Below are 20,060 nucleotides of genomic sequence, written 5' to 3'. Positions count from 1 at the left end.
GTGGCCGAGAGCTGAGCCACTGCCTAACATCGATCACCGCAAGACCTTGTGCGCCCGCCCGTCACCCGGCCACCACCCATAACGAGACGCCGCGTGTCGCACCTGTCTTCACCATCTCCTCGGGAGGCCTCCTTGCACCGCCGCCGTCGTCGTTCCGCGCTCGTTCTCTCCGCCGCGCTCATCGCCGCGGCTCCTCTTCTCACCGCCTGCGGAAGCGACGCGCACCCCGGCGCCGCGGCCGTCGTGGACGGCCGGCGGATCACCGTCGGCCAGCTGGAGAACCGGGTGAACGAGGTACGCGTGGCACAGCGCGCCGCCACCAAGGACGACGCGCAGTACGAGCAGGCGATCGCCAAGACCGGCAGCCTGACCCGCGACACCCTGCACAGCCTCGTCCTGGACCAGGTCCTGGCGCGTGCGGCGAAGGACGCGGGCGTGAGCGTCAGCCGCAAGGACACCCAGCGGATGCGGGCGGGACTGGAGCAGCAGGCGGGCGGCGCCAAGGCGCTGGAGACGGCCTGGCTCCAGCAGTACGGCGTGGCCCCCCAGCGCCTCGACGACAGCCTCCGCACCGAGATCGAGGCGCAGAAGCTCGCCGCCGCGCTCGGCGCCGACATGAACACCGAGGCGGGCAAGGCCACGTTCTGGAAGGCCCTGTCCGACGCCTCCAAGAAGCTCCACGTCGACCTGAACCCGCGCTACGGCACCTGGGACGTCGAGAAGAGCAGCCGCGCCGACGCGAAGACCCCGTGGCTGCGCGAGGTCACGGCGGAGGCCGCGAAGCCCGCGTAGGTCGGTGCGGCCACCGGCCCGCCGGGCTCTGGACAAACGGTTCAGCCGGTTGCCCGCGGTCACGGCGGACGGCCCGCTGACCTGTGGACAACCGGCGGGGGCGCCGGCCCGGTGGGTTACGTTCGAGGGGTGAACGCAACCAGCCTCGACGGCGACCCGAACGCGCGCGGCTCCGATGCCGGCGCACCCGGCCGTGACACCCCCGTGCCCGGGGGGGACGCCCCGGCGTCCGGCCGTATCGTCCTGCTCACCACCAGCCACCGCGTCGCCCCCGGGCTGCTGTCCTGGCCCGCCTGGCAGGCGCTGCACGCGGCCGACCGAGTCCTGTGCGCGGACGGCACCCACCCGCAGCTGCCGTACCTGCGCGAAGCGGGCATCACGGTCGACGAGGCCTCACCGGCCGCCGAGGACCTGCTCGACCAGTGCTCCGGCGGCCGCACGGTGGTCGTCGTCGCCACCGGCGAGGGCGAGCCGCGGCTGACCGACGGACTCGCCCGGCTCGCCGGATCCGGCCGCGTACAGATGCCGGAGCTGGAGCTGCTCCCCGCGTCGTACGACCTTCCCGGCGCCCGCCTCCTCGACCTCGTCCAGGTCATGGACCGTATCCGCGTCGAGTGCCCCTGGTCGTCCCGGCAGACCCACGAGGGCCTGGCGAAGTACGGCCTCGAGGAGGCGTACGAGCTGGTGGAGGCCATCGAGGAGGGCGACCGGGACGAGCTGCGGGAGGAACTCGGCGACGTGCTGCTCCAGGTCGTCTTCCACGCGCGGATCGCCGAGGAGGGACGCCCCGGGGACGGCACCGAGCCCTTCTCGATCGACGACGTGGCGGGCGGCATCGTCACCAAGCTCATCCACCGCCACCCCCACGTCTTCGGCGACGAGTGCGCCTCGACCCCCGAGGAGGTCAAGGCGCACTGGCTGCGCACGAAGGCGCAGGAGAAGCGTCGGACGTCCGTGACGGAGGGAATCCCCCTCGGGCAGCCGGGCCTGGCCCTGGCGGCGAAGCTCGCCTCACGTGTGCGCACGGCCGGCCTCGACGTCCCGATACCCCGGGGGGAGGGCGTCGGCTACGAGCTGCTGGCCGCCGCCGCGCGCGCGGAGGCGGCGGGCGTCGACCCGGAGACGGCCCTGCGGGCGGCGGCGCGGGCCTACCGGGACGCGATCCGGGCGACGGAGGCGGCGGAGGCCGGGGGCACGGCCGAGCGCTGAGGGCCGTGTGCCGACGGGCGCAGAGCTCTGCGGGCACCGGGGGGCGAGGCCGGACGGAAGGGCACCGAGCCTGTCCGGCGGCTTCACGGGCGGCGTGCAGGCGGTGGTGCTGCGGCCGGCCGCCCAGGGGTGTGGTCCGCGGGTGCCGTGTCCGGTCGCCCGGTGTCGTTCCCGGGTGCCGGGGCCGGTCAGTGGCCGGGTTCGCGGCTCGCCGGGTTGTGCCAGCTCGGCCGGTGCCGGGCCAGGAACCACTCGGCGGGGCCCGACGGCCGGATGCCGCACTCCCCGGCGGACGGCAGGAGATCGTGGAAGATCCGCTCGGGCGCGGTGCCGAGCGCGGGAAGCGCGTCGCCGACCTCCTCGACGAGCTTGGCCGGTCCGGCGAGATAGACGTCGTGCTGGGCCCAGTTGGCCCGGTTGCCGAGGGCCGTGAGCAGCCGCTCGGTGGCCTGCGCCCTGGGCCGGCCCGGCGCGGGCGTGATGAAGGTGACGACCAGCCGGGGGAGCCGGGCCCGTAACTTCTCGATGGCGGAGCGGTCGTAGACGTGGGCGAGATCGCGGGCGACGACGAAGAGCCGGGAGTCGTAGGGCGCCCCGTCCCGGCCCGCGGTCCCGGCCCGCGCGATCCGCCCGGTGTGCTCGGTGCGCTCGGGCCGTTCGAGCCGCACCAGCTGTTCCAGGAGCGCCTTGACGGGCGCCCAGCCGGTCCCGGCTGCGATGAAGGTGACGGGCCGGTCCTCCGGGGGCCGCAGGGTGAGCCCGCCGCTCGGCGCGCCGAGCCGGAGCAGGTCCCCGACCCGGGTCCGCCGCACCAGGGCCGTGGACAGCAGCCCCTCCTCGACGCGGCTGACGTGGAGGTCGAGGGTGTGGTCGGGCCGGGGTGCGTTGCCGACCGAGTAGGGACGCCATATGCCCGGTAAGCAGGGGACGCTGACGCTGACGTACTGGCCCGGAAGATGGGCGAGCGGCCGGACCGGCCGCAGGGTCAGCACGACGACGTCCTGACCGAAGCACCGGCGTGCGAGGACCTCGGCGTCCCACCACGGCGGCTCCCCGTCGTCCTCGGCCCGCGAGGCGCCCCGGAGCATCGCGTCCGCGATCGTCTCGTACGCCTCGCCCCAGGCCTTCTCGACCTCCGCGTTCCAGGCCGGCCCCGCGACGGCGGCGAACGCGGCGAGCAGGCTCGTCCCCACGGCCGCGTAGTGCCGCGGCTGAGCCAGGTACTTCCGGTGGTCCCGTCCGAGCTCGCCCAGGTATGCCGCGAGCGCCGGGTCCTCCAGCCGCCCCACGACATGGGTGAGCGCCGCGAAGAGCCGGTCCCGCTGCCGCTCCATGTCCTCCGGGAAGTCCAGCGGGAACAGCTCGCGGACGTCCGGATGGTGACGGAACAGGTGAGAGTAGAAGTACTTGACCGCGAACTCGGCCCGTCTCTCGACGACCGCGAAGCTGGATCTGAGTATCTCGGGGTCCACGGGCGGAATGTAGGGAGTTCCCGATCCGCCAAGTCAAGTCACGGCCGATTTACGGACGGTCCGGGGCAAAGCGTCCTTGCGGGCGGTGGAGCTGTCCGGTCTCCGCCTCCCGGACAGCTCTTGCCGTCTCCCGGCACCCCCGCCGTCTTCCGGCACTCCCGCCGTCTCCCGGCGCCCCCGCCGTCTCCTGGCACCCCGCCGTCTCCCGGCGCCCCCGCCGTCCCCCGGCGCCCCCGCCGTCTCTCGAACAGCCCCCAGCCCCGGCCGCTCCTGGACCCCGGCCGTTCTCGGCCCCCCGGCCGCCTCCCGCCGCCCCGCCGCTCCTCCCGCCGCCCCGGATACCGTCGACGTGTGACCGACAATCCCGCACACCCCGCCGGCCGAAGCGCCGACCGGAGCACCACCCCCACCGGTCCCGTGCCCGCGAGCGGCACCCCGGACGGCAGCGCTCCCGCCCCGGCCCCCGAGCTCTTCACCTGGGAGTTCGCCACCGACCCCTACCCCGCGTACGCCTGGCTCCGTGAGCACGCGCCCGTGCACCGGACGCGGCTGCCGAGCGGTGTGGAGGCCTGGCTGGTCACCCGGTACGCGGACGCCAGGCAGGCCCTCGCGGACGGCCGGCTCAGCAAGAACCCGGCGCACCACGACGAGCCGGCGCACGCCAAGGGGAAGACCGGCATTCCGGGCGAGCGCAAGGCCGAGCTGATGACGCATCTGCTGAACATCGACCCGCCGGACCACACGCGGCTGCGCCGGCTGGTCAGCAAGGCGTTCACGCCCCGGCGGGTGGCGGAGTTCGCGCCGCGGGTCCAGGAACTCACCGACCACCTCATCGACGGGTTCGCCGACCGGGGCAGCGCCGACCTCATCCACGACTTCGCCTTCCCGCTCCCCATCTACGCCATCTGCGACCTCCTCGGCGTTCCCCGCGAGGACCAGGACGACTTCCGGGACTGGGCCGGGATGATGATCCGGCACGGAGGCGGGCCGCGGGGCGGGGTCGCCCGGTCCGTGAAGAAGATGCGCGGCTACCTCGCCGAGCTGATCCACCGGAAACGGGCCGCACTCCCGGACCGCCCCGGACCGGGCGAGGACCTCATCTCCGGGCTGATCCGCGCCTCCGACCACGGTGAGCACCTCACCGAGAACGAGGCCGCGGCGATGGCCTTCATCCTGCTCTTCGCCGGTTTCGAGACGACCGTGAATCTCATCGGCAACGGGACCTACGCCCTCCTCACCCACCCCGAGCAGCGGCAGCGGCTGCAGACCTCGCTCGCCGCGAAGGAGACCGCGCTGCTGGAGACCGGCGTCGAGGAACTCCTCCGGTTCGACGGGCCCGTGGAGCTCGCCACCTGGCGGTTCGCGACCGAGCCCGTCCGGATCGGCGGTCAGGACATCGCCGCGGGCGATCCCGTCCTGGTCGTGCTCGCGGCCGCCGACCGCGACCCCGAGCGCTTCGGGCAGCCGGACACGCTGGACCTCTCCCGGCGCGACAACCAGCACCTCGGCTACGGGCACGGCATCCACTACTGCCTCGGCGCGCCCCTCGCCCGGCTGGAGGGGCAGACCGCCCTCGCGACGCTCCTCACCCGCCTGCCGGACCTGCGCCTCAAGGGCGATCCGGCGGACCTGCGCTGGCGCGGCGGTCTCATCATGCGCGGACTGCGGACGCTCCCGGTGGAGTTCACCCCTTCGCGGTAGGCAAGGCCGGCGGACCCTCGGCGGGCCCGCGACGGAGGGGCGCATTGCGCTCGCAACAGGCGCACACCGGTGGAGTTCACGCCCGGCGGTACGCGGGCGCGGACCCGTCAAACATGACGCACCGTCAATACTGTGATCTTCACGTGATCTGCGCTGCATCGACTTGTGACAAGCGTTCGACTGCCGATACGTTCACGCATCAACGCGATGGATCTTCCGTCGCGCCTGTCATCGCTGTCTTCGAAAGGCCACCGCATGCTCTCCGGGAACGGTCGTCACCGTCGCCCCCGCCAGGCTCCGGCGCTCATCGTCGCGGCAGGAGTCACCGGATCGGCCATCGCGATCCCGTTGCTCGGTGCCACCGGCGCGAGTGCCGCGGACGGCACCACCTGGGACCGGGTCGCGGAGTGCGAGAGCGGCGGTTCGTGGAGTGCCGACAACGCCAACGGCTACTACGGCGGCCTGCAGATGACCCAGGAGAACTGGGACAAGTACGGCGGCCTCGCGTACGCGCCGAGCCCCGACGAGGCCAGTCGCTCGCAGCAGATAGCCGTCGCCGAGAAGGTTCTCGACGGGCAGGGCCTGGCCGCCTGGCCCACCTGCGGACCGCTCTCGGGCCTCAGCAAGAACTCGGCGTCCGTCGAGGTCGACACCGGCGTCGCCGAGGACTCCTCCGCGTCGTCGGCCTCCCCCTCGCCCGATTCGTCCCCGTCGAGCGACTCGCCCGTTTCGGGCGGCTTGTCGACCGGCGGCTCCACCGTCAAGCCCTCCCCGGCGGCGTCCGGCAAGGCGGCGGCCTCCGGGACGCCGTCGAAGGCCGACGAGGATGCCACCGCCTCCCCCGAGTCCGGCAGCAAGGACGGCGGCAAGGGCGACGGCAAGGCTGCCGGGAAGGGTGCCGGGAAGGCAAAGGCTGACGACTCGGACAAGTCCGGGCAGACCGCTGGCTCTTCGGAGGCCACCGCCGCGTCCGGGAGCGAGGGCACCGGCACCGGCCGGCACCGCGGCCCCAGTGCCGACGCCGACGCGTCCGCCGGAGGCGAGGAGACCCCCTCCGGCCGTCACGCCTCGCGCGGCTCCGCCGCTCCCGGCGACGCCGCGGAGGGCTCGTACACCGTCCGCCTCGGCGACAGTCTCACGAGCATCGCCGACTCCCTTGCCGTGCAGGGCGGATGGAACGAGCTCTACACGGAGAACGAGAAGACGGTCGGCGCCGACCCGGATGTCATCCTTCCCGGTCAGAGCCTTGAGGTCGCAGGAGACTAAGCGGGCGTCAGATGGCGAATCAGGTACAAAACAACGCCAGTTCGCGTCATGTTTCGCACCGCAATGTCCGGTTTGACGGAGTGAGACATGGGTCTCAGAAACCCTGATCATCTTTGAAATTCCGGCGGCCGCGTGTCTACGGTCGTGATCGCTCGCTACAGCGGGCCCCGACGGTCGCAACGCCGAATCCTGCCAGTGGCCGTCCGGGAACAGTCGTCGCGCAAGCGCCGTAGGCAGGAGCGGGGGACCCAAGGTAAGTGCCGGGCCCGGGAGTCGAGAGACACCCGGGAACGGCTTGGGGTGGAGTCGGACGCCAGAGGCGGACGACCGGGCACTCACCCGCCCGAACCCGACAGCTCACCTCGCAGGCGTCGGTGAGGGGATCACTTCATGCTGCGTAACAACAAGGCCAAGCACCGCCGCCCGTCCAAGGCCACCCGTGTCGCCGCGCTCGCCGGTGTCACCGGTGTCGCCATCGCCGCTCCGCTGATGGCGGCCGGCAGCGCCTCCGCCGCCAGCACCTCCGAATGGGACGCCGTCGCCCAGTGCGAGTCCGGCGGCAACTGGTCGATCAACACCGGCAACGGTTACTACGGCGGCCTGCAGTTCTCCGCCTCCACCTGGTCCGCCTACGGCGGCTCGGCCTACGCCTCCACCGCCGACAAGGCCTCCAAGGCCCAGCAGATCGCCGTCGGCGAGAAGGTGCTCGCCGCGCAGGGCAAGGGTGCCTGGCCGACCTGCGGCACCGGCCTGTCCGGCGCCTCGACCGGCGGCGCGTCGACCGACACCGGCTCCGGTTCCAACTCTGCCTCCGGCTCCGGCTCGCAGAGCACGGCCCAGCCGGCCCAGCCGCAGCAGCAGGCCCCGCAGGCGCAGGACCAGCGTGCCTCGCGCTCCTCGGAGCGGGAGACGGCCAAGAAGACCGTCGAGACCCCGACCGGCAAGAAGGTCGAGAAGGGTGACGGCGAGTACAAGGTCGTCAAGGGCGACACCCTCAGCTCGATCGCCGCGGACAAGAAGGTCAAGGGCGGCTGGCAGAAGCTGTTCAAGCTGAACAAGGACATCATCGACGATGCCGACTTCATCTTCCCGGGCCAGCAGCTCCACCTCAGCTGACCCCGGCCGGCAACGGGCTCACAGCTGAACCACGGCCCTCCCTCATCCGGGGACTCCACCATGGAGTCCCCGTGCGGGCCACCCCCGCCCCCACGGGCTCCCCGCTCCGGTGCGTGTTCCCCCGTACGCACCGGAGCGGGGTTTTTCATGGACGTGCCGCGGGCCGCTCAGAAGCGGTTGCCTGTACGGGGCAGGTTTTTGTTCCGTTCGGAAACAATTTACTCTCGGTTCTGTCCATGGGGTGGTCGACCGGCTGGCCGATCCCCCGGAGCCGGTTAGGCTCATGTCGCGGAGCCGACCGCGGCTCCGTGCAGTTGGGGCCAAGGAGCTCCGCGTACCCGCGTCACATCCCAGAAGGAGATGCTCGTGCCGTCCATCGACGTCGTCGTAGCCCGGGAAATCCTCGACTCGCGAGGGAACCCCACCGTCGAGGTCGAGGTCGGCCTCGACGACGGCAGCACGGGTCGTGCCGCCGTCCCGTCCGGCGCCTCCACCGGTGCCTTCGAGGCCATCGAGCTGCGCGACGGTGACCCCAACCGCTACCACGGCAAGGGTGTCGAGAAGGCCGTCCTCGCGGTCATCGAGCAGATCGGCCCGGAGCTCGTCGGCTACGACGCCACCGAGCAGCGCCTGATCGACCAGGCGATGTTCGACCTGGACGCCACCGACAACAAGGGCTCGCTGGGCGCCAACGCCATCCTCGGCGTCTCCCTGGCCGTCGCGCACGCCGCCTCCGAGGCCAGCGACCTGCCGCTGTTCCGCTACCTGGGCGGCCCGAACGCGCACCTGCTGCCCGTCCCGATGATGAACATCCTGAACGGCGGCTCGCACGCCGACTCGAACGTCGACATCCAGGAGTTCATGATCGCGCCGATCGGCGCGGAGTCCTTCTCCGAGGCGCTGCGCTGGGGCGCCGAGGTCTACCACACCCTCAAGAAGGTGCTGAAGACCAAGGGCCTGTCCACCGGCCTCGGCGACGAGGGCGGCTTCGCCCCGAACCTGGAGTCCAACCGCGCCGCGCTCGACCTCATCATCGAGGCCATCAAGCAGGCCGGTTACGTCCCCGGTGAGCAGATCGCGCTCGCGCTCGACGTCGCCGCGTCCGAGTTCTACAAGGACGGCGCGTACGAGTTCGAGGGCAAGTCCCGCTCGGCCGCCGAGATGACCGAGTACTACGAGGAGCTCGTCTCCGCGTACCCGCTGGTCTCCATCGAGGACCCGCTGTACGAGGACGACTGGGCCGGCTGGAAGGTCATCACCGACAAGCTGGGCGACAAGGTCCAGATCGTCGGCGACGACCTCTTCGTCACCAACCCGGAGCGCCTGGCCCGCGGCATCGAGGAGGGCTCCGCCAACGCCCTGCTCGTCAAGGTCAACCAGATCGGCTCGCTGACCGAGACGCTGGACGCCGTCGAGCTGGCCCAGCGCAACGGCTTCAAGTGCATGATGTCCCACCGCTCCGGCGAGACCGAGGACGTCACCATCGCCGACCTCGCCGTCGCGGTGAACTGCGGCCAGATCAAGACCGGCGCCCCGGCCCGCTCGGACCGCGTCGCCAAGTACAACCAGCTGCTGCGCATCGAGGAGATCCTCGACGACGCCGCGGTGTACGCCGGCCGCTCGGCGTTCCCCCGCTTCAAGGGCTGACCCGCAGGAAGCGTCGTACGTACGTCCCCGTACTCGGTCCCGTACCGTGTGCGGGGACGTACGCACGTGACGGGCTTGTGCCGGGGAGGCGGGATTCATGGCCGTGAAGGACCGGGACCGGTTCTCCACCACGACCAGGCTGCGCCTGCTCGGTGAGCAGACGGCGGCCCGGGTCTACCGCTCCCAGACCAAACGGCAGGCCCGCCGCTCCCGCCTGACGGGCCGTGCGGCGCTGCTCGCGCTGGTCCTGTGCTCGCTGATCGTGGCCCTCGCGTACCCGATGAGGCAGTACGTGTCCCAGCGCGCCGAGGTCGCCGAGCTGGAGCGGGAGCAGGAGCAGGCCCGGCAGCGGGTCGAGCAGCTGCGCGACCTCAAGGCCCGCTGGCAGGACGACGCGTACGCCGAGCAGCAGATCCGCCAACGGCTGCACTACGTGATGCCGGGCGAGACGGGTTACATCGTGATCGACCCGGACGCGGTGAAGAAGTCCCGCACCGACCAGGGAGCGGCCGACCGCCCCTGGTACACCAACGTCTGGGACGGCGTGGACAAGTCCGACCGCTCCGCCCAGTAATGGACCAGAAAGACAGAACACACGGCATGGAAACGCCCCCGCCGCCCACTCCGCGCACCGAGCCGACCGACGCCGACGTCGAGGCCTTCAGGCAGCAGCTCGGCCGTCCGCCGCGCGGGCTGCGCGCGATCGCGCACCGCTGCCCCTGCGGTCAGCCCGACGTGGTGGAGACGGCGCCCCGCCTCCCCGACGGCACGCCGTTCCCGACGACGTACTACCTGACGTGTCCGCGGGCGGCGTCCGCGATCGGGACGCTCGAGGCGAACGGCGTCATGAAGGAGATGACGGACCGTCTGGCCACGGACCCCGAGCTGGCCGCGGCCTACCGGGCCGCCCACGAGGACTACATCGCCCGCCGGGATGCCATGGAGGTCCTGGAGGGCTTCCCCAGCGCGGGAGGCATGCCGGACCGGGTGAAGTGCCTGCACGTGCTCGTGGCGCACTCGCTGGCCGCGGGGCCCGGGGTGAACCCGCTCGGGGACGAGGCGATCGCCATGCTGCCGGAGTGGTGGCGCAAGGGGGCGTGCGTGGTCCCCGCGGGCGAGGCCGCCCTTCCAGAGGGCTGACGGTCCCCCCGGGCCGCTCTTCCCGAGGGCTGACCTTTCCCCGGGGTGCCGTTCCCGGGGGCTGCCGCCCCCGGACCCCCGCTTCGGCCTGGACGGCCTCGTCCTCAAGCGCCGGACGGGCTTGGATCTCCCCGGGGCTCCGGCCTTCCGGCACCCCGCTCCGGCCCGGGCGGGCCTCGTCCTCGAACGCCGGACGGGCTGGAAACCCCCGGGCCCGGGCTTGTTCCGATCCGAAGTGTCCTCACGACAGGAGACCGCACGCATGACCAGGGTCGCCGCCATCGACTGCGGTACCAACTCGATCCGTCTGCTCGTGGCGGACGCGGACCCGGCGACGGGTGAACTCGTCGACCTGGACCGCCGGATGACCATCGTCCGCCTCGGCCAGGGCGTCGACCGGACGGGACGGCTCGCCCCCGAGGCGCTGGAGCGCACGTTCGCGGCCTGCCGCGAGTACGCGGCCGTCATCAAGGAACACGGCGCGGAACGCCTGCGCTTCGTGGCGACGTCCGCCTCCCGCGACGCCGAGAACCGCGACGAGTTCGTCCGCGGGGTGCTGGACATCCTCGGGGTCGAGCCGGAGGTCATCACGGGCGACCAGGAGGCGGAGTTCTCCTTCACCGGCGCGACCAGGGAGCTGACGGGGCGGGACGACCTGGCGAAGCCGTACCTGGTGGTGGACATCGGCGGCGGCTCCACGGAGCTGGTGGTCGGCGAGGACCGGGTCCGTGCCGCGCGCTCGGTGGACATCGGCTGCGTACGGATGACCGAGCGGCACCTCGTGCACGACGGAGCCGTCACCGACCCGCCGACGCCCGCTCAGATCGCGGCGATCCGGGCGGACATCGAGGCCGCGCTGGACCTCGCCGAGCGGACCGTCCCGCTGGGCGAGGCCCGCACCCTGGTCGGCCTGGCGGGCTCGGTCACCACGGTCTCGGCGATCGCGCAGGACCTCCCGGAGTACGACTCCACGGCGATCCACCACTCCCGGATCCCGCACGCCGCCGTCCGCGAGATCACCGGGCGGCTGCTGTCCTCGACGCACGCGGAACGCGCGGCGATCCCCTCGATGCACCCCGGCCGGGTCGACGTCATCGCCGCCGGCGCCCTCGTCCTGCTCGCGATCATGGAGCGCATCGGCGCCGACGAGGTCGTCGTCAGCGAGCACGACATCCTCGACGGCATCGGCTGGTCTTTGGCCTGACCGCCTACAGGTTGCGGTACACGTCCCGCCGGTCGCCCACCTTGACGACGAGGACGACGAGTTCACCGTCGTTGATCTGGTAGGCGACCCGGTAGCTTCCGACCCGCAGCCGGTAGAGCCCCGACGGGCCGGTGAGCTTCTCGACGTCGGCGTCCTCGCGATACGGGTCGTCGTCGAGAGCGGTCAGCGCGGTGAGGATGCGCATGGCGTCGAGCCGGGCGATGTGCCTCAGCTGCCGCTGCGCCGCCGTGGTGAACCGGAACGCGTACTTCACGCGGCGCCTTCACCGTGTTCGGTGAACAGATCTGCCAGCAGCTCGGCCATGGTCACGGTGGGGCCGTTCTCGGCCAGGACCGCTTCGGCCTCTCGGGCCAACATGACGTCGGCCGCCTCTTCCAGGGCTTCGAAGTCCGCGATCGGAACCACGGCCGCCACCGGAGTGCCGTTGCGAGTGATGACCGTCGGGGTGCCTTCCTCGGCCAGGTTGATGCGCTCCGCGAGATGGGCGCGGGCTTCCCGTATCGTCACGGTGTCCTCGGTCATGACGCCAGTGTACGCACGTATGTGTACACACGCCCGGGCGAGTCGCCTTCGTGCGCGATCCTCGACGGCATCGCGTGGTCCGTCGCGTGACGAGGTCCTCCCCGCGGGGCGGGGCCACCCGTGAGGGAGTCTTTACTACTCGTCGGTAGCCTCGGCTGAGCAGGTCGGATAACGTATGAGCGCGATCGAGGGGCGCGGAAGAACCCCTCGATGACGCGCCGTCGGGAAAGTTCGTGAAGTTCTTCACAAGGAATTCGGGCCTCGGGGATACGGGCGGGGTCCGGTTGGCCCTTCCGTGGGGCTCGCGGGGCGCGGGAGCGCGCTCACGGGAGTGATTCCGGGGCATGGCGACCGCGTGGAACGAGAGGCTGGTTCAGCGGCCCGCTGGCTCGGATTGGCTGCTCAGGCGGTGTTGACAACGCTCCGCGGGGTGCGGTGGTTCCCCCGTGGTGACATGACTTGGGTCACGTGAGCCGCGCAGTGTAGCAGAGGCCCCGCCCATGCTTGTGAAGGGGCGCACGAGCGACCCCCCTGAGGCGGGTGGATACTCGATGGCATGAGCACCACGGAGCGTCCCAGGATCCTCGTAGTAGGCGGTGGGTACGTAGGCCTGTACGCAGCTCGGCGCATCCTCAAGAAGATGCGCTACGGCGAGGCGACCGTCACGGTCGTCGACCCCCGGTCGTACATGACCTACCAGCCCTTCCTTCCCGAAGCCGCCGCCGGCAGCATTTCGCCTCGGCACGTCGTCGTCCCGCTGCGACGCGTCCTGCCGAAGGCGGAAGTCCTCACCGGCCGGGTCACCACCATCGACCAGGACCGCAAGGTCGCCACGATCGCCCCCCTCGTGGGCGAGGCGTACGAGCTGCCCTTCGACTACCTCGTCATCGCGATGGGCGCGGTCTCGCGCACCTTCCCGATCCCCGGCCTCGCCGAGCAGGGCATCGGCATGAAGGGCATCGAGGAGGCCATCGGCCTGCGCAACCACGTCCTCGAGCAGCTCGACAAGGCCGACTCCACGACCGACGAGGACGTCCGCCGCAAGGCGTTGACCTTCGTCTTCGTGGGCGGTGGCTTCGCGGGCGCGGAGACCATAGGCGAGGTCGAGGACATGGCCCGCGACGCGGCCAAGTACTACAACAACGTGTCCCGTGAGGACATGCGCTTCATCCTCGTCGACGCCGCGGACAAGATCCTTCCCGAGGTCGGCCCGAAGCTCGGCGCGTACGGCAAGGAGCACCTGGAGAGCCGCGGGGTCGAGGTCTACCTCTCCACCTCGATGGACTCCTGTGTCGACGGGCACGTGGTCCTGAAGAACGGCCTCGAGGTCGACTCCAGCACCATCGTGTGGACGGCCGGCGTCAAGCCGAACCCCGTTCTCTCCCGCTTCGGTCTCCCGCTCGGCCCGCGCGGTCACGTGGACACCCGGCCCACCCTCCAGGTGCAGGGCACGGACTACATCTGGGCCGCGGGCGACAACGCGCAGGTGCCGGACATCGCCGCCCGCAAGGCCGGCGTGGAGAACGCCTGGTGCCCGCCGAACGCGCAGCACGCGCTGCGTCAGGCGAAGGTCCTCGGCGACAACGTGGTCTCCGGCATGCGGGGCTTCCCGCAGAAGGAGTACGCGCACTCGAACAAGGGCGCGGTGGCCGGTCTCGGCCTCCACAAGGGCGTCGCGATGATCGTCATGGGCAAGATGAAGATCAAGCTCAAGGGCCGGCTGGCGTGGTACATGCACCGCGGCTACCACGGCCTGGCGATGCCGACCTGGAACCGGAAGATCCGCGTCTTCGCGGACTGGACCCTGGCGATGTTCCTCAAGCGCGAGGTCGTCTCCCTCGGCGCCATCGAGACCCCGCGCGAGGAGTTCTACGAGGCCGCGAAGCCGGCGCCCGCCGTCGCGCAGGCCGCGGAGGCCAAGCTCCCGCAGGCGAAGACCGAGGAGAAGGCCAAGGCCTCCTGACCTCCGGTCACTGATCGACCGGAAGGGGCCTCCCGCCATCCGTGGTGCGGGAGGCCCCTTCGGCGTTCCGCGGTGGGGCGGGAGGTTCCCGCCGGCCCGTCCGACGTCCTCGTACGGCGCGGCCCGGCATCCCGAAGAACATGCCCACTGCACCTGTTTCTGCACCCGTTTTTGCCCCTCCATGACACGGGTGGGGGACTGTGCGCGGGGGCGGTTGGTGTTTACGTGGTGTCGGACGTTTCGGGATCCGTTGTCACGGAGGTGTGGCCATGCCCGATGCCGCGCTGCGGCTGGAGAGCCTGTTCGAGCAGTTGCTGGGAGCCCCGCTCCCGATGCGCATGCGTGCCTGGGACGGCTCGGAGGCGGGGCCGCCGGGCGGTCCCACCCTGGTGATCAGGAATCGCCGGGCCCTGCGCCGGCTGATCTGGAAGCCGGGCGAGCTGGGGCTCGCCCGGGCCTGGGTCGCCGGGGACCTCGGGGTGGAGGGGGACCTCTACGCGGCCCTGAGGGCGATGGCCGGACTCGTGTGGGAGCGCTCGGCGGGGGCCAGGGGCCTCGGCGAGGCCCTGCGGGATCCCGACGTGCGCGCGGCCGTCCGGGGCCTGCTGCGGATGGGCGGGCCGCTGGGTCCGCCCGCCCCGCCCGCGGAGGAGGTCCGCAGACGCCGCCGCCTGCACACCAGACGCAGCGACAAGCGCGCCGTCAGCCACCACTACGACGTGGGCAACGACTTCTACGAGATCGTCCTCGGGCCGTCCATGGTGTACTCCTGCGCCTACTGGGAGGATGCCGGCACCCTCGAGGACGCCCAGCGCGACAAGCTCGAACTCGTCTGCCGCAAGCTGGACCTGCGGCCCGGCGGACGGCTGCTGGACGTCGGCTGCGGCTGGGGCTCCATGGCCATCCACGCCGCCCGCGAGCACGGCGTGAGCGTCGTGGGCGTCACGCTGTCGCAGGAGCAGGCCGCCTACGCCCGCAAGCGGGTGGCGGACGAGGGGCTGACCGACCGGGTCGAGATCCGGGTCCAGGACTACCGGGACGTCACCGACGGTCCGTACGACGCCATCTCCTCCATCGGCATGGCCGAACACGTCGGAGCCGAGCGCTATCTGGAGTACGCGCGCGTGCTGCACGCCCTGCTCAAGCCGGGCGGGCGCCTGCTCAACCACCAGATCGCCCGCCGCCCGGCGAACGACGAGTCGAAGCACCGCGCCGACGAGTTCATCGACGCCTACGTCTTCCCCGACGGCGAACTCGCGCCGGTCGGCACCACCGTGACGCAGCTGGAGCGGGCGGGGTTCGAGGTACGTGACGTCGAATCCCTGCGCGAGCACTACGCCCTGACGCTGCGCCAGTGGGTCGCCAACCTGGAGGCGCAGTGGGCGTCGGCGGTGCGGCTCACCGGCCCGGGACGCGCCCGCGTCTGGCGCCTCTACATGGCGGCCAGCGCCCTCGCGTTCGAACGCAACCGCATCGGCGTCAACCAGGTGCTCGCGGTGCGGACCCCCGTACGGGGCACCTCCGGGATGCCGCTGCGGGCCCGCACCTGGAACGCGCGGACGTAGCGGCGGCGAAAGCGGGAGGGGCCCCCGTCCGGATCCGGACGGGGGCCCAACTGCCGCACCGCACCACTACTCCGACTTGATCGCCGTCAGCATGTTCAGGCGGGCCGCGCGGCGGGCCGGCCACAGCGCCGCCAGGACACCGACGGCCGCGGCCAGCAGCAGGAAGACGGCCATCCGGCTCCAGGGCAGCACCAGTTCGTACGTCGCCATTTTCGTGCTGAGCAGTTCACCGGCGGCCCAGCCGAAGAACACGCCGAGGCCGATGCCCAGCACCCCGCCGAACAGCGAGATCACCAGCGACTCCAGCCGGACCATCCGCTTGATGCCCTTGCAGTCCAGGCCGATGGCACGCAGCATGCCGATCTCCTGGGAGCGCTCGAAGACCGACATGGCCAGGGTGTTGATGACCCCGAGGACCGCGACGATCACCGCCATCGCGAGCAGGCCGTAGAGCATGTTCAGCCCAGCACCTCGGCGCCGGCCCGGGAGTCGAGGTTTCCGGTCGGCTCGTCACCGAAGATGACGTCGGGCCGCGAGGCGAGCGCGCGGGCCACGGCGACACGCTGCTGCTGGCCGCCGGACAGTTCGGAGGGGCGGTGGCCGAGGCGGTCGGCGAGACCCACCATGCCGATCACGGTGTCCAGCCACTCCTTGTCCGGCTTGCGGCCCGCGATGTCCATCGGGAGCGTGATGTTCTCCAGGGCGGTGAGGGTCGGCAGCAGGTTGAACGCCTGGAAGATGAAGCCGATCTTGTCCCGGCGCAGCTTGGTGAGCTGCTTGTCCTTGAGTGACCCGAGTTCCGTCTCGCCGGTGCGCACGGAACCCGAGGAGAAGGTGTCCAGGCCGGCCACGCAGTGCATCAGCGTGGACTTGCCGGAGCCGGAGGGGCCCATGATCGCGGTGAACTCGGCCTGACGGAAGTCGACGGTGACCTGGTCCAGGGCGACCACCTGGGTCTCGCCCTGTCCGTAGACCTTCGAGAGTTCCGTGGCGCGGGCGGCCACCGCGGTGGTCCGGCCGGCGAGGGGGGTGGTGGTCACGGGAGGGTGCTCCTGACGGGACGTCATTAGGGGGGACGTTTCCATCCTCACGGTCCTGGGGTGCCGTGTAGTCACCCCCTGTTCCGGTTCCCGGGGCGGCTCCGGTCGGACCGTGGGCGGTCGTGTCATACCTGGGGATGACGGTCGTCCCTGAGGGGCCATCAGGCCCGCGGACCGCGGACACCGTCACCGGGGCGGTGAAATTCCGTCATTCCGTATACGCGGCCGGGCGCGGCCCGAAAGGCTATTGGCAAGTGCGGATGGCCCGTACCAGGTGCTGATGCACCCTCAGACGCCAATAAAATAAGACAAGATCGGGCCACGCACCCCTAGTTAGGGGGATGCGTCCCGATAGGCTCGGATCCTCGATGCGGAGCCCATGGCCTGCCCGGATGGTGGAATGCAGACACGGCGAGCTTAAACCTCGCTGCCCCTCGCGGGCGTACCGGTTCAAGTCCGGTTCCGGGCACCACCGCGCTCACGGAGCGTGATCACCGCAAACGTTCGGTGCGCGCTTCCGTACTCGTCCTCCTTGTCGGCGGCGCGGTAGTGAGCCTCCTGTCTGGCAACTTCCCCGATGCCGTCGACGGACACGGCGGCGGTGGGGGCCGGGTTGGGTAAAAGGGACAAGGCCTACTTCGTCGACGGTGTAGACGACGAGTCGAAGTGCCGCTCGCACTCCCGGCATTCGGTGAGTGCGACCCCTGCTCGACCCGACGTGCATTTCTCCAGTGCGCCGCCTGAAGCGGGCGAGGTCTCGCAATGCCGATCGGGACCAGGACGGTCGCGCTTCACCGAGCTGCCCCCGGCCGGTCCGGCGACCTGGCCGCGTGAGGAACGTGAGTAGCGTGCGGGGCGTGCAGTGCGTCGCGTGCGGGTGGGCGGGGCGCCGTAGACGGCGGAGGTGCTGCCGTCTGACCCATTGACAGTTGTCGTGGCTCGGCAGAGACTCACCACGGAGATTGGTGAAAGAAATTTCACCACGCGAACAACGATGCGGTCGGCGACCGTGGACAGACAGACAGACAGACAGACAGACAGAACAGACAGAGCAAGGCGAGCGCGAAGGGGCGGGCCGATGCGGACCACCGTCGGGATCATCGGGGCCGGACCGGCCGGACTACTGCTGGCGCGCCTGCTGCACAACGCGGGCATCGGCTCGGTCGTCCTGGAGAGCCGCGACCGCGCCTACGTGGAGCAGCGGCAGCGGGCCGGAATCCTGGAGCAGGGCACGGTCGACGTGCTGCGCGCGGCCGGGGCCGGGGAGCGCATGGACCGCGAGGGACTGCGGCACGACGGCATCGAACTGCGGTTCGCACGTGAGCGCCACCGCGTCGACTTCCCCGCACTCACCGGCGGCAGCTCGGTGACGGTGTACGCGCAGACCGAGGTGTGCAAGGACCTCATCGCGCTCCAGCTCAAGGAGGGCGGACCGCTGCTCTTCGACGCCGAGGCACTGGCCGTCGAGGACGCGGACAGCGAGCACCCGCGCGTGCGCTTCCGTCACGAGGGGCGCGAGGACGTCCTGGAGTGCGACTACGTCGTCGGCTGCGACGGCTTCTGGGGCGTCGCCCGCAAGGCGGTCCCCGCCGGGCTCTCCCGGGTCTTCGAGCGGACCTACCCCTTCGGCTGGCTCGGCGTCCTCGCCGACGTGCCCCCCTCGCACGACGAACTCGTGTACGCCCGTCACGACCGCGGCTTCGCCCTGCTCAGCATGCGGTCGCCCACCGTCTCCCGCCTCTACCTCCAGGTACCCGAGGGCACGGACGCCGGGAGCTGGCGCGACGAGGACATCTGGGACGAGCTCGACCGGCGCCTGGAGACCGACGACGACTGGCGGCTGGAGCGGGGCCCCGTCACCGCGAAGTCGGTGACCCCGATGCGCAGCTTCGTCCACGAGCCCATGCGGCACGGCCGGCTGTTCCTCGCCGGCGACGCGGCGCACATCGTGCCCCCCACCGGCGCGAAAGGGCTGAACCTCGCGGTCGGGGACGTCGTCACCTTCGCCCGCGCGCTGGTCCACCTGCGGGCCACCGGATCGGCCGAACGGCTCGACGCGTACTCCGAGACCTGCCTGCGCCGCGTCTGGCAGGCCGAGCGGTTCTCCTACGACATGACGACCCTGCTGCACCGCGCCCCCGACGCCCCGCCCTTCGAGGACCGCATCCAGCTGGCCCGGCTGCGCCGGATCGCCGCCTCGCGGGCCGCCGAGACGGACCTGGCCGAGGCGTACACCGGGTTCCCGTTCGAGTGAACCGGTCCAGGCGCGCCGGGAATCACCCGCCCGCGTAGCGTGTTGCGCACGAGGACGAGGGAAAGATCCTCCCCAAGCAGTAGGTTCTTTCCTTTGCCTACCTATTACTCTTGAGCCAAGGCCCACACCGTGGCCATGGAGGAGTGAAATGAGGAGCAGCAACCCGGTCTTCTCGCGACGGGGGTTCAGCCGCGACAACGGCCACGCGGGCTTCAACACCGCGCCGCAAGCCGGGGGAGCAGCTGTCGGCACGCAGGGCAACCCGTACGCCCAGCAGGGCGGCAACCCCTACGCGCAGAACCCGTACGCCCAGCAGGACCTTCAGCACGGTGCGCCGCCGCAGGCGCCCGTCTCCACGGGCCGGATGACGATGGACGACGTCGTCATGCGCTCGGCCATGACGCTCGGCACGGTCGCCGTCGGCGCCGTCCTCGCCTGGGCGCTGCTGCCGGTGACGAGCAGCAGCTTCGGCCTGGCGATCGGCTCCGCGCTCGTCGCCTTCGTCCTGGCGATGGTGCAGTCCTTCAAGCGCAAGGCCTCGCCCGCGCTGATCCTCGGCTATGCCGCCTTCGAGGGCGTCTTCCTCGGGGTCATCAGCGAGATGTACAACAGCCAGTGGTCGGGCGCGCCCTTCCAGGCGGTGCTCGGCACCATGGCGGTCTCCGGCGCGACCCTGCTCGTCTACCGGGCGGGCTGGATCCGGGTGACCGCGCGGTACGCGCGCATCGGCATGGCCATCGCCATCGCGTTCGTCCTGGTCATGGCGGTCAATCTGCTGCTGGTCGTCTTCGGTGTCGCCGAGGACGGCGGACTGCGCAGCACGGGCCCGCTCGGCGTGATCGTCGGCATCATCGCGATCGTCCTCGGCGCGTTCTTCCTCACCCTCGACTTCAAGCAGATCGAGGACGGCATCGCGTACGGCGCTCCCCGCGAGGAGGCCTGGCTGGCCGCGTTCGGCCTGACCATGACCCTCGTGTGGATCTACGTCGAGATGCTGCGGCTGGTCGCCATCTTCAGCAGCAGCGACTAGTAGCGACTGGTAGCGACTGGTACGGCCTCCGAAGCCGTGCCGCCGGTCCGCCGGCGGACCCGAAGGGCCCGCGAACTCCGGTTCGCGGGCCCTTCGCCGTATGCGGTGCCGTTCCGCC

At 71.2% G+C, this 20,060-nt stretch carries 16 protein-coding genes, 1 tRNA gene, 2 pseudogenes and 1 riboswitch; of the genes and pseudogenes, 14 read left to right on the top strand and 5 right to left on the bottom strand.

The genetic code is table 11. From position 1 onward, the window contains the following. Positions 1-132: 132 nt before the first annotated feature. Positions 133-792, top strand: a complete 660-nt coding sequence (locus ACFYP4_RS25595) for a SurA N-terminal domain-containing protein (protein WP_388788344.1) — start codon at positions 133-135, stop codon at positions 790-792. Positions 793-921: 129 nt separating this feature from the next. After that, positions 922-2,001 carry a nucleoside triphosphate pyrophosphohydrolase gene (locus ACFYP4_RS25590; RefSeq protein WP_388788342.1) on the top strand — a complete coding sequence of 360 codons (1,080 nt, stop codon included), beginning with the start codon at positions 922-924 and terminating at the stop codon, positions 1,999-2,001. A 188-nt stretch (positions 2,002-2,189) separates the two neighbouring features. Here ACFYP4_RS25590 and ACFYP4_RS25585 read toward each other — a convergent pair whose 3' ends face one another. Continuing rightward, positions 2,190-3,473 carry a globin domain-containing protein gene (locus ACFYP4_RS25585; protein WP_358850108.1) on the bottom strand — a complete coding sequence of 428 codons (1,284 nt, stop codon included), beginning with the start codon at positions 3,471-3,473 and terminating at the stop codon, positions 2,190-2,192. A gap of 417 nt (positions 3,474-3,890) precedes the next feature. Between ACFYP4_RS25585 and ACFYP4_RS25580 the strand changes: the two genes are divergently transcribed. The 7 genes from ACFYP4_RS25580 to ACFYP4_RS25550 all read left to right on the top strand — a co-directional run bounded on the left by ACFYP4_RS25580 (position 3,891) and on the right by ACFYP4_RS25550 (position 11,547). Continuing rightward, entirely contained in the window at positions 3,891-5,174 is a 1,284-nt protein-coding gene (locus tag ACFYP4_RS25580; protein WP_358850130.1) for a cytochrome P450, read from the top strand. Positions 5,175-5,429: 255 nt separating this feature from the next. Beyond that, positions 5,430-6,440, top strand: a complete 1,011-nt coding sequence (locus ACFYP4_RS25575) for a transglycosylase family protein (protein WP_358850109.1) — start codon at positions 5,430-5,432, stop codon at positions 6,438-6,440. Between the two features lie 215 nt (positions 6,441-6,655). Continuing rightward, positions 6,656-6,826, top strand: a riboswitch (cyclic di-AMP (ydaO/yuaA leader). A gap of 4 nt (positions 6,827-6,830) precedes the next feature. After that, positions 6,831-7,556: a transglycosylase family protein gene (locus ACFYP4_RS25570; RefSeq protein WP_388788338.1), complete on the top strand. Its 726-nt coding sequence runs from the start codon at positions 6,831-6,833 to the stop codon at positions 7,554-7,556. Positions 7,557-7,916: 360 nt separating this feature from the next. Then, positions 7,917-9,203, top strand: a complete 1,287-nt coding sequence (eno, locus tag ACFYP4_RS25565; protein WP_358850111.1) for a phosphopyruvate hydratase — start codon at positions 7,917-7,919, stop codon at positions 9,201-9,203. Positions 9,204-9,300: 97 nt separating this feature from the next. After that, on the top strand, positions 9,301-9,777 hold the full coding sequence (locus ACFYP4_RS25560) for a septum formation initiator family protein (protein WP_358850112.1): 477 nt from the start codon (positions 9,301-9,303) through the stop codon (positions 9,775-9,777). Positions 9,778-9,803: 26 nt separating this feature from the next. Next, positions 9,804-10,343, top strand: a complete 540-nt coding sequence (locus ACFYP4_RS25555) for a DUF501 domain-containing protein (RefSeq protein WP_358850113.1) — start codon at positions 9,804-9,806, stop codon at positions 10,341-10,343. A gap of 262 nt (positions 10,344-10,605) precedes the next feature. After that, positions 10,606-11,547 (top strand): Ppx/GppA phosphatase family protein, encoded by a 942-nt coding sequence (locus tag ACFYP4_RS25550; protein ID WP_358850114.1) that lies wholly within the window; start codon positions 10,606-10,608, stop codon positions 11,545-11,547. 4 nt (positions 11,548-11,551) lie between these two features. Here the strand turns inward: ACFYP4_RS25550 and ACFYP4_RS25545 are convergent, their stop codons facing one another. Both ACFYP4_RS25545 and ACFYP4_RS25540 read right to left on the bottom strand, forming a co-directional pair. Then, positions 11,552-11,821, bottom strand: a complete 270-nt coding sequence (locus ACFYP4_RS25545) for a type II toxin-antitoxin system RelE/ParE family toxin (RefSeq protein WP_358850115.1) — start codon at positions 11,819-11,821, stop codon at positions 11,552-11,554. After that, a complete protein-coding gene (locus tag ACFYP4_RS25540; protein ID WP_164409767.1) occupies positions 11,818-12,090 on the bottom strand; it encodes a type II toxin-antitoxin system Phd/YefM family antitoxin in 273 nt (90 codons plus the stop codon). The genes ACFYP4_RS25545 and ACFYP4_RS25540 overlap by 4 nt, the downstream gene beginning before the upstream one ends. A gap of 556 nt (positions 12,091-12,646) precedes the next feature. On the opposite strand from ACFYP4_RS25540, the gene ACFYP4_RS25535 reads away from it, so the two are divergent. Together ACFYP4_RS25535 and ACFYP4_RS25530 are read left to right on the top strand one after the other, a co-directional pair. Then, complete coding sequence (locus tag ACFYP4_RS25535; protein ID WP_358850116.1) at positions 12,647-14,053, top strand: NAD(P)/FAD-dependent oxidoreductase; 1,407 nt, start codon at positions 12,647-12,649, stop codon at positions 14,051-14,053. A 269-nt stretch (positions 14,054-14,322) separates the two neighbouring features. Continuing rightward, complete coding sequence (locus ACFYP4_RS25530; protein ID WP_388788332.1) at positions 14,323-15,618, top strand: class I SAM-dependent methyltransferase; 1,296 nt, start codon at positions 14,323-14,325, stop codon at positions 15,616-15,618. A 66-nt stretch (positions 15,619-15,684) separates the two neighbouring features. On the opposite strand, the pseudogene ACFYP4_RS25525 reads toward ACFYP4_RS25530, so the two are convergent. Together ACFYP4_RS25525 and ACFYP4_RS25520 are read right to left on the bottom strand one after the other, a co-directional pair. Beyond that, positions 15,685-16,080, bottom strand: a pseudogene (locus tag ACFYP4_RS25525) (ABC transporter permease); the annotation flags it as partial. Beyond that, positions 16,080-16,658, bottom strand: a pseudogene (locus ACFYP4_RS25520) (ABC transporter ATP-binding protein); the annotation flags it as partial. The pseudogenes ACFYP4_RS25520 and ACFYP4_RS25525, both read right to left, overlap by 1 nt. A gap of 386 nt (positions 16,659-17,044) precedes the next feature. Between ACFYP4_RS25520 and ACFYP4_RS25515 the strand changes: the two are divergent. The 3 genes from ACFYP4_RS25515 (at position 17,045) to ACFYP4_RS25505 (ending at position 19,942) form a co-directional block, all read left to right on the top strand. Then, positions 17,045-17,130, top strand: a tRNA-Leu gene (locus ACFYP4_RS25515). 606 nt (positions 17,131-17,736) lie between these two features. Further along, positions 17,737-18,912 carry a 4-hydroxybenzoate 3-monooxygenase gene (locus ACFYP4_RS25510; protein WP_388788329.1) on the top strand — a complete coding sequence of 392 codons (1,176 nt, stop codon included), beginning with the start codon at positions 17,737-17,739 and terminating at the stop codon, positions 18,910-18,912. Between the two features lie 148 nt (positions 18,913-19,060). Next, positions 19,061-19,942, top strand: coding sequence for a Bax inhibitor-1/YccA family protein (locus ACFYP4_RS25505; RefSeq protein ID WP_388788326.1), 882 nt, complete (start codon positions 19,061-19,063; stop codon positions 19,940-19,942). The last annotated feature ends 118 nt before the right edge of the window (positions 19,943-20,060 follow it).

Origin of the sequence: Streptomyces sp. NPDC005551 (genome assembly GCF_042871785.1) — a bacterium.
In the GTDB taxonomy this organism is placed as follows: domain Bacteria; phylum Actinomycetota; class Actinomycetes; order Streptomycetales; family Streptomycetaceae; genus Streptomyces.
The sequence above is the reverse complement of the archived record's forward strand: the minus strand, read 5'-3'. Positions and strand labels throughout refer to the sequence as shown.